The 17,001-nt window shown below is 35.6% G+C and carries 17 protein-coding genes; 3 read left to right on the top strand and 14 right to left on the bottom strand.

The features are described 5' to 3' along the window. Nucleotides 1-84 precede the first annotated feature (84 nt). The 7 genes from Q1B07_RS18750 to Q1B07_RS18720 all read right to left on the bottom strand — a co-directional run bounded on the left by Q1B07_RS18750 (nucleotide 85) and on the right by Q1B07_RS18720 (nucleotide 7,988). Complete coding sequence (locus tag Q1B07_RS18750) at nucleotides 85-870, bottom strand: SDR family oxidoreductase (protein ID WP_299092959.1); 786 nt, start codon at nucleotides 868-870, stop codon at nucleotides 85-87. 272 nt (nucleotides 871-1,142) lie between these two features. Further along, nucleotides 1,143-2,171, bottom strand: a complete 1,029-nt coding sequence (gene splB / locus Q1B07_RS18745; protein ID WP_299092957.1) for a spore photoproduct lyase — start codon at nucleotides 2,169-2,171, stop codon at nucleotides 1,143-1,145. An 85-nt stretch (nucleotides 2,172-2,256) separates the two neighbouring features. After that, nucleotides 2,257-2,499, bottom strand: coding sequence for a transcriptional regulator SplA domain-containing protein (locus Q1B07_RS18740; protein WP_299092956.1), 243 nt, complete (start codon nucleotides 2,497-2,499; stop codon nucleotides 2,257-2,259). A 218-nt stretch (nucleotides 2,500-2,717) separates the two neighbouring features. Then, a complete protein-coding gene (gene ptsP, locus Q1B07_RS18735; protein ID WP_299092955.1) occupies nucleotides 2,718-4,439 on the bottom strand; it encodes a phosphoenolpyruvate--protein phosphotransferase in 1,722 nt (573 codons plus the stop codon). Continuing rightward, the gene (locus tag Q1B07_RS18730) at nucleotides 4,439-4,705 is read right to left on the bottom strand and encodes a phosphocarrier protein HPr (RefSeq protein WP_046511491.1); all 267 of its coding nucleotides are present in this window, start codon (nucleotides 4,703-4,705) and stop codon (nucleotides 4,439-4,441) included. Before Q1B07_RS18730 ends, ptsP begins: the two co-directional genes overlap by 1 nt. 95 nt (nucleotides 4,706-4,800) lie before the next feature. Next, nucleotides 4,801-6,906, bottom strand: coding sequence for a glucose-specific PTS transporter subunit IIBC (ptsG, locus tag Q1B07_RS18725; protein ID WP_299092953.1), 2,106 nt, complete (start codon nucleotides 6,904-6,906; stop codon nucleotides 4,801-4,803). A 242-nt stretch (nucleotides 6,907-7,148) separates the two neighbouring features. Then, nucleotides 7,149-7,988: a transcription antiterminator gene (locus Q1B07_RS18720; RefSeq protein ID WP_299092952.1), complete on the bottom strand. Its 840-nt coding sequence runs from the start codon at nucleotides 7,986-7,988 to the stop codon at nucleotides 7,149-7,151. Nucleotides 7,989-8,222: 234 nt separating this feature from the next. Between Q1B07_RS18720 and Q1B07_RS18715 the strand changes: the two genes are divergently transcribed. After that, nucleotides 8,223-8,648, top strand: a complete 426-nt coding sequence (locus tag Q1B07_RS18715) for a hypothetical protein (RefSeq protein WP_299092951.1) — start codon at nucleotides 8,223-8,225, stop codon at nucleotides 8,646-8,648. A 154-nt stretch (nucleotides 8,649-8,802) separates the two neighbouring features. On the opposite strand, the gene Q1B07_RS27070 is transcribed toward Q1B07_RS18715, so the two are convergent. Continuing rightward, the gene (locus Q1B07_RS27070) at nucleotides 8,803-8,886 is read right to left on the bottom strand and encodes a putative holin-like toxin (protein WP_366945230.1); all 84 of its coding nucleotides are present in this window, start codon (nucleotides 8,884-8,886) and stop codon (nucleotides 8,803-8,805) included. Nucleotides 8,887-9,046: 160 nt separating this feature from the next. Then, nucleotides 9,047-9,325, bottom strand: a complete 279-nt coding sequence (locus Q1B07_RS18710; protein WP_299092950.1) for a hypothetical protein — start codon at nucleotides 9,323-9,325, stop codon at nucleotides 9,047-9,049. 227 nt (nucleotides 9,326-9,552) lie between these two features. Here Q1B07_RS18710 and Q1B07_RS18705 point away from each other — a divergent pair, with 227 nt between their 5' ends. Beyond that, nucleotides 9,553-9,768: a hypothetical protein gene (locus Q1B07_RS18705; RefSeq protein WP_299092949.1), complete on the top strand. Its 216-nt coding sequence runs from the start codon at nucleotides 9,553-9,555 to the stop codon at nucleotides 9,766-9,768. A 480-nt stretch (nucleotides 9,769-10,248) separates the two neighbouring features. Here Q1B07_RS18705 and Q1B07_RS18700 read toward each other — a convergent pair whose 3' ends face one another. After that, the gene (locus Q1B07_RS18700) at nucleotides 10,249-10,938 is read right to left on the bottom strand and encodes a thermonuclease family protein (RefSeq protein ID WP_299092947.1); all 690 of its coding nucleotides are present in this window, start codon (nucleotides 10,936-10,938) and stop codon (nucleotides 10,249-10,251) included. Between the two features lie 64 nt (nucleotides 10,939-11,002). Beyond that, nucleotides 11,003-12,103 carry a Xaa-Pro peptidase family protein gene (locus tag Q1B07_RS18695; protein ID WP_299092945.1) on the bottom strand — a complete coding sequence of 367 codons (1,101 nt, stop codon included), beginning with the start codon at nucleotides 12,101-12,103 and terminating at the stop codon, nucleotides 11,003-11,005. A 271-nt stretch (nucleotides 12,104-12,374) separates the two neighbouring features. Between Q1B07_RS18695 and Q1B07_RS18690 the strand changes: the two genes are divergently transcribed. After that, complete coding sequence (locus Q1B07_RS18690) at nucleotides 12,375-12,590, top strand: hypothetical protein (protein WP_299092944.1); 216 nt, start codon at nucleotides 12,375-12,377, stop codon at nucleotides 12,588-12,590. Nucleotides 12,591-12,703: 113 nt separating this feature from the next. On the opposite strand, the gene Q1B07_RS18685 is transcribed toward Q1B07_RS18690, so the two are convergent. From Q1B07_RS18685 to Q1B07_RS18675, 3 genes are all read right to left on the bottom strand, one after another. Next, a complete protein-coding gene (locus Q1B07_RS18685; protein ID WP_299092964.1) occupies nucleotides 12,704-14,593 on the bottom strand; it encodes a heavy metal translocating P-type ATPase in 1,890 nt (629 codons plus the stop codon). Between the two features lie 345 nt (nucleotides 14,594-14,938). Then, complete coding sequence (locus Q1B07_RS18680; RefSeq protein WP_299092943.1) at nucleotides 14,939-15,463, bottom strand: TlpA disulfide reductase family protein; 525 nt, start codon at nucleotides 15,461-15,463, stop codon at nucleotides 14,939-14,941. 122 nt (nucleotides 15,464-15,585) lie between these two features. Further along, nucleotides 15,586-16,911, bottom strand: coding sequence for a polysaccharide biosynthesis protein (locus Q1B07_RS18675; protein WP_299092942.1), 1,326 nt, complete (start codon nucleotides 16,909-16,911; stop codon nucleotides 15,586-15,588). Between the last annotated feature and the right edge of the window lie 90 nt (nucleotides 16,912-17,001).

Genomic DNA, 17,001 nt, shown 5'->3' with positions numbered 1-17,001 from the left:
TGCGGCGGTCAACAAGTTCACTTCGGTGTTAATTAAAACTAAAACGTTGTTTTTTCATAGAACTTTTGACACTACCTACTTTTTTTAAATTGATTTAATCAGTCCGCCATCTATTAAAAGTGTTTGCCCTGTCATATAGCTATTTGCGTCAGATAATAGGAAGGCAACATAATTGGCAAATTCCTCAGGTTCACCATAGCGTCCTAACGGAATCGCGTTTTTTATTTTTTCTTCAATGACATCTCTTGATACTCCTTGCTTTTCGGCTGCTTTTTCATCTAAAAAGGCAACACGATCTGTTGCGATTCGACCAGGTGCAACTGTGTTAATCAGGATATGATATGGTGCAAACTCAGTTGCAAGTGTTTTCGTTAAGCCAACAATGCCTGTCCGAAAGGTATTTGATAAAATAAGTCCTGGGATAGGTTCTTTAACAGAGGATGATGCAATATTCACGATTTTCCCGCCATTTTTCTTCATATACGGTAATACCTCTCTAGTAATGCGAATATAGCTTAATAGATTTAATTCAAAGGAATGCTGCCAATCATCATCTGTCATTTCCTCAAACGTTCCAGCAGGCGGACCGCCGGCGTTATTAACAAGTAAATCAATCGAACCTAATTCAGAAACTGTTGTCTCAACAAGTAGTTTAATGTCTTCCTTATTCTTTATATCACATGCTTTATATTGAATTTTTCCTTTTGCCGTGCGCTCAAGCTCATTTTTTACCTGTTTCAATTTTTCTTCATCACGGCTGGAGATCATTACATTTACACCTTGTTCTGCAAGCTTTTTCGCGATTGCCTTTCCAAGTCCTTGACTTGAAGCAATAATTAATGCACTTTTCCCCTGATACTCTAACTGCATTGTTAAACACCCCTTATGTAAAGATACGTTTATTTTACCATTTCCTTTATAAAGCTTTAACTAAAGAATCCTGAAAACTTGAATATAGTGTTGAAAGAACATGCCCAGCTATCATTCGAATAGTCAGAACAAGTTAATTGAGGCATTTGTTCAAAAAGTTATGGTTTGGATACAAATGCTTTTGTAAGTTATTTAGAGGGGAATTTAAGAAGAAGGACAAGTCCCCACATTCTTTGTGAGGACCGTCTTGAGTAAAAACTACTGATGCCATATTATGTGAAATATTCAACCTTACCATTTGGAAAATAATCATCGACATAGCCTTCAAGTGTTTCACGGAGTTCTTGTTCCTGATCCTTTGGATAGATGTATTTCCCTATTCCATATCTTCCCCATTTGTATCTTCTTTCTTCTTCATTTAACTCCAACTTTGTTTTCGGATAGTTTTTTTGAATCACACGTTTTGCTGGTTTTGTAAATCTATGCTGGATCATTTCAAAGGTGATATCATCGCGAACATCTGCTGGAAGATGGGCATTGAGCTTTTCAAATAATGTCTTGTAGCCTTCCTGCCAATTTTCGTGTATATAAATTGGTGCAACAATAAACCCTAACGGATAACCTGCTTTCGCCACCTTTACAGCTGCCTCAATTCTCTGCTCTAATGGAGAAGTACCCGGTTCAAAATTTTTAATCACATAATCGGCGTTTATACTGAAACGAAACCTGGTTTTTCCATTATGTTTTGCATCTAATAGATGATCAACATGATGAAATTTAGTTACAAAGCGCAGCCTTCCCATATCCGTTTGACCGAAAAATTCAATCGCTGCCTTTAATGAATGTGTTAAATGATCAATTCCGACAATATCTGACGTACATGAAGCTTCGAAACGGGTCATTTGCGGACTACGCTCTTCCATATACTTTTGTGCTTGGTCAAGAATCTCATCTACATTAACATAAGTCCGTATATAAGGCTTACTGCCCATTGTCGTTTGCAAATAACAATAATGACAGTGGCCCATACATCCTGTAGCGAGAGGAATAGCATATTCTGCAGAAGGCTTTGAGCTGTCAAATTCAAGTGTTTTTCTAACACCAATGACTAAAGTAGATTTTGCTGACCGGTATTGCTGAAGATGATTATTACCAGGTATATTTCGCACTTGATTATGGGAAGTTGTTTCCCTAATCTCCAACCCCATTTCTTCAAACTTTTGTTTCAATTCAACTCCACGAGGATACTCTAGTGCTCTCGGTTCGATATAAACTAATTGTGGAACAAAAGGTTTTATCAACACTACCATCTCCTAAAAAAGAAAGACATATTATGTGATTAACCTTTCCATATCTCTTTTTTATTAATCAGTAAGAAATTTCAAATTAATCATATTGCTGATAATCAAATAATTGATTATAAAGCTTTTCTGCTTCAGCATAACTTGAGAATACAGCATCTTCCTCTTCTAATGGATGGTATGCATCATAAAGAAACAAAGCCAGCTCATTCGGATTTTTTGGATGCCTCACAACTTCTGCTTTTTCGATATTTGCTACATTTACTGCATGCGGGTTTCGATAGATCACATAAACCTCTTCCCCGATTTGAAAATGATTATGTTCCATTTGGACCTTCCCTTCAAAATTAGTTCATTCTAGAATAGGTTGTCCAATTGAAAAAAATTTGAACATAAGAAAAGAGCAAGGCACAATCATAAGGCGAATAGGAATTACATTCAATTTCTATTTGAATAGACCATTTAGCCGATGGCACATGAATCTGGACACAAAAAAGAAATAAATCGTTAAAAAGGACAGGTATAATACCTGTCCTAAAAGATTCATTATGAAATTTTAAAGGTTTCTTTTACAAATGCAACAACTTCTTCGGTTGTTGTCATTGCTAACACTTTCTCTTTAAAGCTTTGTGCTTCTGCTTTAGAAAGATCTTTAATTTGTGAACGTGCCGGAAGGATGGATGTAGCACTCATAGAGAACTCATCTAGTCCTAGACCAAGTAATAATGGGATGGCAACTGGATCTCCTGCCATTTCCCCACACATGCCAGCCCATTTTCCTTCCTTATGAGCAGCATCGATCACCATTGAAATTAAGCGAAGAATCGCTGGATTATATGGTTGATATAAGTATGATACACGTTCATTCATACGGTCTGCAGCCATTGTGTATTGAATTAAATCATTTGTTCCAATGCTAAAGAAGTCAACCTCTTTTGCAAATTGATCTGCCATTACTGCTGTTGATGGAATTTCAACCATCATACCAATTTCAATTGAATCAGATATTTGCACACCATTTGCAACTAGCTTTTCTTTTTCTTCTAAAAGAATCGCTTTTGCTTCTCTAAATTCAGAAACTGTAGCAATCATTGGAAACATTATTTTTAGATTTCCGTAACTGCTTGCACGTAATAATGCACGCAATTGTGTACGGAAAATATCCTGCTCTTCTAAACATAAACGAATCGCTCTGAAGCCTAAGAATGGATTCATTTCTTTAGGAAGATTTAAGTACGGAAGCTCCTTGTCACCGCCAATGTCTAGTGTACGAACAACGACCGGCTTTCCTTCCATTCTTTCTAGAACTGTTTTATAAGCATCAAATTGCTCGTCCTCTGTTGGAAGTTGGTCTCTGCCCATGTAAAGGAACTCTGTACGATAAAGGCCGACAGCCTCTCCGCCATTTTCTACTACACCTTTTACATCCTCAGGTGTACCAATATTAGCAGCTAATTCTACATGCATTCCATCTTTAGATAGGGTTGGCTCATTAACAAGCTTTGCCCACTCTGCTTTTTGTGCTTCATATTTTGCTTTTTTCTCTTCGTATTGAGCAATGACTTCTGGCGCGGGATCGATAATGACATCTCCATCAAGTCCGTCAACAATGACCATTACACCATTTTCAATAGAAGAGGTTGCTTGTTTCGTACCTACGACCGCTGGAATTTCCATTGAGCGAGCCATGATAGCTGAATGTGAAGTACGACCTCCAATATCAGTGGTAAATCCTTTTACGTATTGACGATTTAATTGTGCAGTATCAGAAGGTGTCAAGTCTTCAGCAATAATCACTACTTCTTCAGAAATTAAGCTTGGATTTGGAATTTGAACGCCTAGTAAATGTGCGATAACACGTTTCGTCACATCACGAATATCAGCAGCACGCTCTTTCATGTATTCGTTATCCATAGCTTCAAACATTGAAACAAACATATCAGCTGTTTCTTTCATTGCAAATTCAGCATTTACACCCTCAGTGCTAATCTTGTCCTCAACAGGGTTAAGCAGCTCCGGGTCGCTTAAGACGAGTAAATGAGCAGCAAAGATTTCTGCTTTATCCGCGCCTAGTTCACGATTTGCATGTTCTTTAATTTTTTCAAGCTCAGCTTTTGATTGACTAATCGCTTGTTCAAATCGTTGCTTTTCAGCTTCTTTATCTGTGACTTCTATCTTTTCGATCTTAAGTTCTGGTTCCTCCAGGCGGTATGCTTTTGCAATTGCAATACCAGCAGAAGCTCCAATCCCTTTTAGGTTTGCACTCATTATTCGCCAAGCCCTTCTTTTTTCAGTGTTTCTTCGATGCCAGCAATTGCATCGTCTGCATCTGAACCAGCTGCAGTGATCTTAATTTGAGATCCTTGAGGAATTCCTAAAGACATAACACCCATGATTGATTTTAGATTAACTGTTTTGCCGTTATATTCTAAGTTAACATCTGCATCATATTTACTAGCTGTTTGTACTAAAACTGTTGCTGGACGTGCGTGAATTCCTGTTTCTGCTGTTACTGTAAATGTTTTTTCTGCCATTTTTCATCAATCTCCTTTTAGTTACATTATTCTACAAAATACTATTTTATCAGTCCCAAATCAAAAAACAAGTTTTATCTTATTGAAAATTCAAATTAATCTTCAATCGAAATGATATTATCATCCTTTGCACTTACCTTGCCTTTAGTTTGTAATTTAATGGATTGACCTTCTTTTAAGTTGGTAAACACAATTGGTGTCATTGTTGTAGGTGCATGTTGTTTCACATAGTCAAGGTCAACTTCAAGTAATTTTTGTCCTTGTTCAACAATGTCACCTTCTTGAACAAATGCTTCAAAGCCTTCACCTTTAAGGTTAACTGTATCTATACCGAAGTGAATTAAAATTTCTTTTCCTCCGTCAGACTGAATACCAATCGCATGTTTGGTTGGGAAAACATTTAAGATTTTACCATTAACTGGTGATACAACAGTTCCATTATCAGGTAAAATAGCAAACCCGTCTCCCATCATTTTGCCTGAAAATACTTGGTCAGGAACTTCGGTAATGTCTTTCAATTCACCTGTAAGTGGAGATACGAATGTTTCATCTGCCACATCATTTTTCAAGCCATCTGCCACTACATCTTCTACTTGTTCTTGAACTTCTTGAGTTTGAGAGTGTGTTTTTGTTGCTCTTGGCTTTTTACCGGCCATAACATCCTGAATTTGTGTTTTTAGATTATCTGACTTAGGTCCAAAAATGGCTTGAATATTGTTTCCAACTTCTAATACTCCTGAAGCTCCAAGCTTTTTCAAACGGTTTTTATCAACTTCTTTTGCGTCATTAACTGTTACACGTAAACGTGTGATACATGCATCAAGATGTTTGATATTCTCTTGTCCACCTAATGATTGTAAAATTTGGACTGGCAAATCATCAGAAGCTCCTTTTGTTTCACCTTCATCAGCTGTTTCAACATCTGCAGCTTCACGTCCAGGTGTTGCAAGATTCCATTTGCGTATCGCAAAGCGGAAACCAAAATAGTAAATGACCGCAAGCACTAAACCAACTGGAATCACTAGCCACCAATTTGTTTGCGGGTTCAATACTCCAAATAACAAAAAGTCAATTAATCCCCCTGAGAATGTCATCCCGATTTTTACATCCAATAGATGCATTGTCATAAAGGATAAACCAGCAAAGATAGCATGAATTCCAAATAACACTGGTGCGACAAACAAGAATGAGAATTCAAGAGGTTCTGTAATACCAGTTAAAAAAGAAGTTAATGCAGCAGACCCCATTAAACCAGCTACAATTTTTTTATTTTCAGGTTTTGACTCATGATAAATCGCTAATGCAGCAGCAGGTAAACCGAACATCATGAATGGGAATTTACCAGTCATAAATGTACCTGCAGTTAAATCCTGTACTCCATCTTTAATTTGGTTAAAGAAGATCGTTTGGTCACCACGGACTGTATCGCCTGCAGCGTTCACATATGAACCAAATTCAAACCAGAACGGGGAATAGAAAATGTGATGTAACCCAAATGGAATAAGGGAACGTTCGATCACCCCAAAAATAAATGCTGCTAACGTTCTATTAGCATCCAACAAATTTGTTGAGAATGCATTTAAGCCTGATTGAATTGGCGGCCAAATGAAATACATAATAATTCCAAGAACGACAGCTGAAGCAGCTGTTGCTATTGGTACAAATCGTTTGCCGGCAAAGAAACCTAAATATTGCGGCAATTCAATTGTAAAGAACTTATTGTACATATAGGAAGCTAAAACACCGACAATTATTCCACCGAAAACCCCTGTTTGCAAGGTAGGAATTCCGAGTACATTCCCATATGCAGCACTATTAGCTGCTAAAAATTCTCCTAGTGCAGCTGAATCTGTCGGCATAACACCTAAACCTTTTAAAATACTACTCATCGTAACATTCATGATTAGGTATCCAATTAATGCAGCAATGCCTGCAACCCCATCACCATTAGCAAGACCGATGGCAACACCGACAGCAAATAATACCGGTAAATTTGAGAAAACAATATTACCAGCATTCTCCATAACACTCGCGATTAATACAACCCAATCGCTAGTTAAAAATGGCGCTATTTCAATTAATGTCTCATTTTGCAAAGCATTGCCTAATGCTAATAAAAGACCTGCAGCAGGCAATAAAGCAACCGGCAACATGAGTGCACGTCCAATTTTTTGCAGGACGCCAAATGCATTTTTAAACATGATAGTTAACCTCCATTACTTTTTTAGTGACAACTAGCAGTTAAAAACCATTGAACAAGAGCTTTATAAATTTTTTGACCGTTTACATTAGTACAGATATAAAAAGGTAAAAACAAATAAAAAAGGCATGGTGAACAGAGGTTTATCCGCTAATAGGTATACTTCCCCAAAATAGCAAATAAAAACACTTCTTGTTCACTCATGCCTGATCGAATCAGTAACACGTGAAACGCATCGTATCTTCATTTATTTGTTAATCGATATAAATGCATGGTTAAATACACAGCTTCTGCTTCATAGACTGGTTTCTTTAACGCCTGTTGCATCACTTTAATCATTTTCCAAGAGGTATTGTAGCATAGAGGATATTCATTTTTCAACAAAAAAGCTAATTTTTCGGGTTCAGCAACTGTTTCACCTGTATTAACTCTTTCAATCGTGTACCGAAGATGCCGAACCAGCCTTAAATAATTCACACTTTCCCGATCCACTTTTATTTTTAATGAATCCTCAATGACATCTGTTAAGCGGCTAATTAACTGAGAATATTGGTTTACTTCTGAAAGCGGTTTATTTGTAATGGAACTATGAATGTGTAAAGCTATAAATCCAATTTCCCCATCGGGCAGCTTGACATTCAGTTTTTTATTAAGGCGTTCAATGACTTCTGTTGCAAGCTGAAATTCAAAAGGATAAAGAGATTTCGTTTCAATTAAAAATGGATTTTTTAAATCCATCCCTTGCTGTAAACGCTTTAACGCAAACGTGATGTGATCTGTTAAGGCAATATGAATATGTTCATTTAACGGATGCTCAACACGATCGGATATATATCGGATCACATCCTGTACCACATCAAGCATATCTTCATCAATATCCGTTAATAGCTTTTTATATTGTTCCTGTTCCTTTTGATTTGTTAACACAAACATTTTTTCAAATCGATTTTCTTCAAGGATGTCGTCTTTCTTTTTACCAAAGCCGATTCCCTTACCAATTAAAACAACCTCACCAAAAGAATGATGATGGGCAATTAATACATTATTATTTAATGCTTTTTTTATTTGAAAGGACTCCTTCACGAAATCCACAGCTCCTTTTCATTCAATCTTTCTCATCGTACAAGAGTTCACAAAGAACGTCAATGAATTTGTCGCTTTATGTAGAAAAAAATAGCGGAATTATCACTTGACATTTATGATACCAAACCCGAAGCATGATAAAAACACTTACCTTCAAGCTTTTTTACTATAATGAAAATTGTTATTTGTAAGGATCGAATAAATTGGGAACGATAAACTAGAGGTGAATAAATTATGAAAAAAGCAATAAAGATTATGCTGCTATTTCTTTGCTTTTTCATTTTCGACAAACAGCAAATCAATGCAGAGAATCTGAAAATTAAGGTTTTGGATATTGAAACAAGCAATATCATTAAGGAGATTGAGAGCTCAGAGGAAATAGATGCGGAGATACAAAAGGCAATACGATCAATTAAAAGAGTAACCGTACAAGCAAATCCAATTCCAAAGAAAGGGTATTTAATAAAAATTCCGCTTACAAAATCGATAAAAGTTAAAAACAAATGGTTTGAAGATATTGTAAGTGAGGTTCTGTTGTTATACATTCCCGAAACAAAGAATGAAGGTAAAATTATTCTTTATAATGATGAAAATAATCCCATGTTTTTTGATATTGAATATGTTTTTTCTCCATTATTAAAAAAATTAAATCTTGAATAAGAAAAAGGTTCCCTGCATTCATCATAGAAGTTTGCTGTATCATATTTATCTTTATGCTATAATATATTTAAGTAATGACCGTGGATGTTGCCGCATCCACAGTCTACAGTCAAAATTGGATCTAACGATAATGTTTTATAGACCTGGCCAAGGTCTATTTTTTTTGTGAAAAGGCTAATATAGCTACTATCAAGGAAGCAAAACTAAACATAGCGACTAAGCTTTCATAAATGGTCAACAGGCATCACCCCCCTTCACTAGGGGCTTGTTTGATCCATTTGACTGTATCCTTATTGTATCATAAACCGAAACAAGATTGGAACATATGTTCTTATTTAGTTATATCATCCTATCCTTATGAACAATTCAACCCCTCTGATCATTTACCAGGTAACTTTTTAAGTTTGATTTATTCTTGTAACATGCAGCTTAGTTGTTTTGATCCGCTCAAGAGTATTATAAGCAATCTTTACTTTTGCAAGTGTCCCTTTAAGGGCTTCTTCATGGTTTGTCTGTGGTGATAGGTACATAACCGAAAAATCATATAAAGCTCTAGCTAGTAATTCAACTGCTTTTTCCTGTTCACTTCTTCTTTTCTCTTGATGATCTTTAACAGAAAGACGAATGATATCCTCTGTTATTTCTTGAATTAATTTCACCTTTTCCTGCTCAGTCATTACCTTCTCCCCTTTCAAAAGTTAATAATTGAATAAATAAATCCTTTAAAAATTTTCTTTTTATCATCATACGTTTTTAGAGGAAAAAATATGGCAAAACTAGGTAAGGAAAGTAGAAAATATTTCTGCTTTCTTTTATATAAAAAACCGAACATATTTTCGGTGAAATCGCGTATAATAGAATGTATGTTCGCTTATTCTTTTTATGTTGATGGAGGTGTATTATTTTGAAGCAATATTTTAGATTAAGCCTGGAAAAGCAACTACCAATCGATATTATTTACCATTCAAAAGGAGGAGAGTTTTCACATCGAAAAATCATCGTGAAAAAAATCAGCAACAATAACGTTTTGGCCTACTGTTACTTACGAAACCAAGTTCGCAGCTTTTCTATTGAGCAAATTTTATCTGCAGGGTGGTGTAAAAAAACAAACGTTTCATAAAAAACAAAGATCATGTTAAACTTAAACTTTGTGTTTAAACCTTATTCCCTCACTTTCAATCTAATCTTCTTAAATCTCCCAAACAACAACCATTTCGTAATATCAAGCTGACATTCGTATTCTGTTTTGTCAGCTTTACTAGATCTTACAAACTGTATATTTTTTATGCTAAAGGTTTTGTCATCTGAAAAATGGGTATTAAAAAAGTAGCGCGCTTCTTGGATGAATGGTCAACACATCATGACGCTTCTTTACTTTGGCGCGGCCTAGGAGCCGTATTGATATAAGAGAGGTAGGGCTTATATCGTTTATGCGTCAATGTTCTATTGTCTATATCTTGAGCTAAAGAAACTTCACATTAAAATGTACAAATTTTACATAGGTTTACGAAAGATGGGATTGCCGAATCAAATATTTGTCAGTTTCAATTACATGATGCAAAAAGAGCTGCTAATAAGGCAGCTCTTTGTCAATTTTTCACTATCTGTTTACTGCTCGATACCCTTCTGCAATGGCTTCAGCTTCTGTACAAAACATTTTTTCAGGCTTTGTTACCTTATAGGAAGGGGAATTCTCAGTATGGAAAATCTTTTCGCCCTTTGAATTAATATTCCCTTTGATCGTACATTCATCTGTCTTATTTTCTGCATGAACAGCTGAGGGATCTTCATTAAAGCCTTGATCTGTGGCATAATTTTCAATACTCCAAATACCAATCCCCTTTGCCATAGCATGTTTTTGAATCTTATAAAATTTATCAACATATTTTGTATTAGGCTCGAAAACATAGGCAACTCTTGCTAAACCTTTTTCGAGAAGTAATTGATTGACCATTTCATCGTTAACATAAAGATAAGCCAATAACCTGCCGTATTTATCACGTTCACCAATATCCAGCTCTAATTCTACATCAGCATCATGTAATAACTTTTTTACAAAACTGCTAGCCTCTGGACCGAATGGTTGGACTTGTTTAGTAGGGTGTACTGTTTCAGGAGTATCTACTAACAATAGCCTGACAGTCTCCTCTTTCCCATTTACAGTTACATGAACAGTGTCGCCGTCAACAACTCTTGTGATATGTGCAGAGATTCGATCAGAACCATTCTCTTTTAATACACAGGCAGTTGTCAAAAATAAGGTGATAACAGCTATCATCCAAATTCTCAAGTTTCGTTTCCCCTCTGGAATAATTTCACTCGTAATTATTTTAGCTTAAGAACAAATGTTACATTTAATTAATCACAGTAAACTCTTTCGTAAATTTTGTTAATACTTCAAAACCATCTTTCGTAATCATTACATCATCTTCAATTCTAACTCCGCCAACGGTTGGTACATAAATTCCTGGTTCAATAGTAAAAACCATGCCTTCTTTCAAAACTTCGTTATTTGTATGACTCATGGAAGGATATTCATGAACGTTTATACCTAGGCCATGGCCAAGACGGTGCGGAAAGTAGTCACCATATCCAGCATTTGTAATAATTTCTCTTGCAATTAAATCCAAATCGCCGATTCGCTTTCCAGGTTTACTGGCCTGTAAAGCTGCTAATTGTGCTTGCAAAACAGTATCATATATTTGCTTTTGTTTTTCAACATAGGACTTATATACAAACGTTCTCGTAATATCCGAGCAATATCCATCAAGAACCACACCTAGATCAAACAATACAAAGTCTCCTTCACTTAACGTTTTTAATCCTGGGTTCCCATGAGGCTGACCTGACTTTTCTCCGAACAATACCATCGTGGAAAAGGACATTTCACGAATACCTTTTTTCTTTAATTCATATTCGATCGCAGCAAGTACTTCCATTTCGGATATCCCTTGTTTTAGTGCATGAACACCTACTTTGACTCCATAGTCCGCTAATTCTGCTGCCTGCCGTAAAATCTCTGCTTCTTTTTCGTCCTTTATAACACGGTGTTCGTTTAAAATCTGTTCAATTGATACGATTTCTTCAGGCTGAATGATTTGCTGTAAATTCTCAGCTCTACTGTATGAGATTGTTTCTATTTCAACTGCCAACTTCTTAATAGATTTGAGATCACGTTTATCAAGAACATCTTGTATTCGTTCCCAAGGGTTTTCATGATCACCGTAGCCCACAACCTCGTAATTCCATCCTGCTTCCTTCACTTGCCCTGCTTCCATTTGCGGGCAGATGAAAAATGGCTCATTTTCTTTAAAAAGAAATAAACCCATTAATCGTTCGTGCGGGTCACTATAAAAGTTAGTTAAATAAAAAACATTTTCTTTAGAGTGGATAAAACACATGTCAATCTCCTGCTCTTGCAGCGAATTCATTAACTTTATTAAACGTTTTTCCATTCACCTTTCACTCCTATGCTATTTCACTATAATAACATCATAACAAACCTGATCGATTCTGTGGTACATGATCATTGACATTTGTAACAAGTTTTTAATAATTCTCGTGTACTCTAAATAATTATTTTCCTGTATAATAACTACATACAAATATTCGAACAATAATGATTAAGAAATAAACGAGAATGAAGCTTATACTCTTATTCTAAAAAATTTATTATCTTTATTTAATCTTACTTAATTTTTTCTTCCTGCTAAGGAGTTGTTTTCCGTGCTTCATTGGGTAAAACGTCAGCTAGTTCCGATTCTTTGCATAATTGGCGTTCTCTCGCCAATAATTGGTATGTCATTAATTGATCTATATTATTATAGTACAGTGTTCGGTTGGATTATAGGCTTTTGTTGCTTTGTTACTTCCTATATCATCGTTAGCAAAAGACCTGATGATGAAGAAAAAACATCTTCTCCTTCAGCTAGTGAAACTTGACTAAAAAGAAAGGGACTGTCTCAAAAAATGAAACAGTCCCTTTAATAAACTAATATAGTAACATGATTGACTTATTGATTGACAGAGCATGAGCAAGGCACTGACGTTTTTGTTTACCCTCTTAATAAACGAAGACCATTCAAAATAACAAGAATTGTGCTTCCTTCATGACCTATTACACCTAATGGAAGATCAAGTACTTGAATAAAATTCGAGCAAATTAAAAACGCAATGACTGACATCGAAAATACAATATTTTGTTTGACAATTAGATTCATTTTTTTCGATAACGTAACAGCCTTCGTAAGCTTAGATAATTCATTTTTCATGAGCACAATATCCGCGGTTTCCAAAGCAACATCTGTTCCTTCGCCCATTGCAATTCCTACATCAGATACAGCCAGCGCTGGCGCGTCGTTAATCCCGTCTCCAATCATCGTTACAGTGCCATATTTTTCTTTTAAAGCCTTAATTTCATTTACTTTATCTTCAGGAAGGCACTCTCCAATAAAATAATCAATTTGTAATTCTTTCGAAATTGCTTCTGCTGTAGATTGACTGTCACCTGTTAGCATAACAGTTTTTATGCCATTTCTCTGTAAGGTTTGAAGAGCTACTTTTGCATCCTCCCTAACAGTATCTTTTAATGCTAAAAGACCGACAATTTGATCTTCACGTACAACATAGACAATTGTTTTTCCTTCCTTAGCCAGCTTCCCGCTAACGCCATCACCAAAACTGTCCGCTAGATCTCTGCCAACAAAATCAGCTTTTCCGATTTTCCATTTAACATCATGTAAAACGGCACTTATTCCAAAGCCGGATTTTTCATCCACAGATGCCATATTGGCAATACTCATCGGAAAATCCTTTTGAATTTTTGCAACGATCGCACGAGCTAATGGGTGATTTGATTGATTTTCAATTGATAAAACTGCTTCATAAAATGAATCGTGATCAACAGAATCTGTAATGATGATATCTGTTACAGTTGGTTCCCCTTTAGTTAATGTACCTGTTTTATCAAATACAACAACCTTTGTTTTACTCAATTGCTCTAAATGTACGCCGCCTTTAAATAACAGACCATTTCTTGCTCCATTTGAGATAGCCGATAAAGTAGCCGGCATAATGGAGGCAACTAAAGCACATGGGGAAGCAACCACCATTAAGACAAGTGCACGATAAATTGTTTCATTCCAGCTCCAACCAAGTGCAAAATGAGGAAGCACCATCATAATTGCTACAAGAGCTAACACTGCTTTTACATAGGTTCCTTCAAATTTTTCGATAAATTGCTGTGAAGGAGATTTTTCAGATTGAGCCGATTGGACGAGATCCAGGATTTTCTGGAACATTGTTTCGGTACTCTTTTTTGTTACCTTTATGGTTATAGATCCGTTCCCGTTGACAGTTCCGGCAAATACTTCATCACTTATCTCACGTTCAACAGGCATTGATTCACCAGTGATTGCAGATTGGTCAATATTAGTTTTACCAGATAAAATAATTCCATCAGCAGGAACACGTTCACCAGGCTTAACTAGAATCGTATCACCGATTTGCAATGAGGAAATATGAACCCTTCGTTCATTGCCATAATGATCAATCACCCATGCCTCTTCAGGCTGAAGACTCATCAAAGCCGATATTTCCCGTTGGCTTTTATTCATCGTATACGTCTCAAGTGCCCCACTTAATGCAAAAATAAAGATTAAAATAGCTCCTTCTGTCCAATAGCCAATAATAGCTGAACCAATGGCCGCAAAAATCATTAACAGCTCAACATTTAGTGTTTTTTCGGAGATTGTTTCCTCAATACCCTCCTTCGCCTTAGCATAGCCGCCAATGACAAATGCCAAAATAAATAAAGGAATCGCAATTGATTGATTTCCGTTGCTCTCCAAAAAACAGCCTAACCCAATAAGCACTCCAGCAATAATGGCATTTATAAGTTCAATATGTTCAGTCCATTTTGAAAAGGTATGATGTTCCGATTGTATAGGATTTGCTAGTTTACTTGCTGTATTTAGTTCCAATTCTCTCACTCCCTCTAACCTAAGAATAAAACTATCTTTCGTATTTTCTTACACTTCATGATTAAGCAATATCCACCTAAAATTTTTACTTATATTAATTATTATATATAATAAAGTAATATTTTCAAGTAATAATTATTATAATTATCATTTAATAATTATTATTGATAACGATAACCTTTCTCATTCTTTTTCAAGAGAAATTCATAAATGCTCTTCTTTTCTTTTACCCTTTAGTATAACGTTTAAAGCTTGTAAAGGTTCAAACGCAAAAAGCCAGAGGTGTTAAGCTTCACCCTCTGGCTTTTTCTATTTTTTTATATGTATAATGGTTTCTTTAAGAATAGGAGAAGTTACGGGCCCTAAGATTTTTTTTTGAACAATTCCTTGCTCATCTATGATATAGGTTGTTGGGATTCCGATAATCCTATACAATTGTGAAACTTCGCCCTTTACATCTAATCCAACTCTATAAGGCATGTTAGCATGGCTAATAAATTGAATAACCGCTTGTTTATTCTCTTCAGCTGATGTCACATTTACGCTTAAAAGCTCAACGTTAAATGACTTCATCTCTTCACTGAATTTATTTAGTTCTTCCATTTCTTCTTGGCAATACGTACACCAAGTTGTCCAAAAATTTATAACAACAACCTTGCCTTTATATTCTGATAAAGATACTGTCCTCCCTTCAACTGTCTTTAATGTGAAATCTATTGCTTGCTTTCCTTCCAGCACAACCTTCCTCTCTGATGCTTTGACAACGTTAGCTGATATAAAAAAATGACAAATTAGCAGACTTAAAAGGAAGCGGATGATCAGATTTTTTTTCATTATATCCACCTTTTTTAATACTATTTATATAACCGTTTAACTTTAGCTTCTGCAAAATAGAGAAATGAAATGCAATTTAAACAAAAAAAAACGGTTGCAATAAAGCTCACCGTTCCCTTTTTTTAATAAATAAATTTTCTTTTCATAAAATAGACACTCACCCCCAGTTTCTTACAGATCGTGACATAATGCATCAACATAAGCAGTACAGCCCCCATATTCATTCCTATTATAATTCCTTTCATATGAAGAAAATCCAATGAACCTAGGACATACATCATCCCAAATGAAATTACATGCGACCAAACTGTATGGTACAGTGCATCCTTAACAAGACCTAATCCAATTAAATAAGCCTGCATCGGAATGATGAAGAAATGAAATAGAAAATACGGCCACAATAATTTTAAATAGAATGAGGCTGAGGTGGATTCGAAAAATAAATGTGTTAAAGGTTCTGCGAAGATATAAATGGCGATAACAGCAATGGTACCATATATAACAGTAATCATCATTGACTGTTTAAGCAACCGTATAAGCCTTGCCATATCATGATTCGCAAATGCCTCAGATACATTAGGAATTAGCATGATCATTAAGGAATGTCCGATAAATGCTGGAAAAAAGCCGATTGACATTGCAACTCCAGCCAGCATTCCATAATGCTCAGTTGCCATGACACTAGTAAACCCCGCACTTATTAACGCAGCTTTAACTAAAAAAGGCTGAATTGCATGTGTAAAAGAATGAAAAAGCCTTAAGCCAGTTGTTGGTAATGAGACTGAAAACAGCGCCCTTCTAACATTCCTTCCATTAATATACTTATTAGTTTCTTTTCGTAATAGTTGATACTGAATAAAATATGCAGCCACTAAATATGTACATACGAGAAGCTCACTTGCAATAAGAGTTCCTAGTGCAATGAGCAGCGCTACCTCTAGTTCGAAATTAAAGGTTTGATAGACCCAAAATAAGAGGACAAGCTGTACCGCTTTTTTCAAAAAATTTGAGAATGCGATCTTCCCCATATGCTGTACACCCATAAAATAGCCTCTTGCAAAAGAGGAGAATGAGACAATTGGAATAATTAGGATGACCAGCCATTTAACATATGGATGGTATTCCTGAAAAACGGAAATAGAAGGCAATAACAACGCTGATGCAAACATAAAAACAATCGTAAGAAAAAGGGTTAAATGAAAAGAATGCCTTAGCATATGATAATGTGTTTCACGATGCTTCTCAGCAATAAACTTTGAAATGGAAATCGGAAGCTCTAAACTAGCAATAATGACAACGAAGAAAATAACAGGAAGGATTGTCATATACAATCCCATACCCTCTTCGCCAAGCTCTCTAGCCAATATCATATTCACAAAAAACTCAAGGCACTCTCCAAAAAACGCTGCTATAACCAGCAATAATGTTCCTTTAACAAAAGTATTCATGATGTCGTCCCCTCATTTTAAACTAGTCCACTATTAAAGAATATGAGACAAGGCATCAAATTATTATTGAATTTAAAAGCAATAAAAATG

This window comes from uncultured Metabacillus sp., from assembly GCF_947503125.1.
Taxonomy (GTDB): domain Bacteria; phylum Bacillota; class Bacilli; order Bacillales; family Bacillaceae; genus Metabacillus.
The sequence above is the reverse complement of the archived record's forward strand: the minus strand, read 5'-3'. Positions and strand labels throughout refer to the sequence as shown.

What these genes read in the sequence shown, in the direction of transcription:
- Q1B07_RS18750 (WP_299092959.1), bottom strand. Translation starts at nt 870, where the DNA reads ATGCAGTTAGAGTATCAGGGGAAAAGTGCATTAATTATTGCTTCAAGT.
- Q1B07_RS18730 (WP_046511491.1), bottom strand. Translation starts at nt 4,705, where the DNA reads ATGGCAGAAAAAACATTTACAGTAACAGCAGAAACAGGAATTCACGCA.
- Q1B07_RS18695 (WP_299092945.1), bottom strand. Translation starts at nt 12,103, where the DNA reads ATGGAAAAACGTTTAATAAAGTTAATGAATTCGCTGCAAGAGCAGGAG.
- Q1B07_RS18715 (WP_299092951.1), top strand. Translation starts at nt 8,223, where the DNA reads ATGAAAAAAGCAATAAAGATTATGCTGCTATTTCTTTGCTTTTTCATT.
- ptsG (WP_299092953.1), bottom strand. Translation starts at nt 6,906, where the DNA reads ATGTTTAAAAATGCATTTGGCGTCCTGCAAAAAATTGGACGTGCACTC.
- Q1B07_RS18740 (WP_299092956.1), bottom strand. Translation starts at nt 2,499, where the DNA reads ATGGAACATAATCATTTTCAAATCGGGGAAGAGGTTTATGTGATCTAT.
- Q1B07_RS18675 (WP_299092942.1), bottom strand. Translation starts at nt 16,911, where the DNA reads ATGAATACTTTTGTTAAAGGAACATTATTGCTGGTTATAGCAGCGTTT.
- Q1B07_RS18710 (WP_299092950.1), bottom strand. Translation starts at nt 9,325, where the DNA reads ATGACTGAGCAGGAAAAGGTGAAATTAATTCAAGAAATAACAGAGGAT.
- ptsP (WP_299092955.1), bottom strand. Translation starts at nt 4,439, where the DNA reads ATGAGTGCAAACCTAAAAGGGATTGGAGCTTCTGCTGGTATTGCAATT.
- Q1B07_RS18680 (WP_299092943.1), bottom strand. Translation starts at nt 15,463, where the DNA reads ATGAAAAAAAATCTGATCATCCGCTTCCTTTTAAGTCTGCTAATTTGT.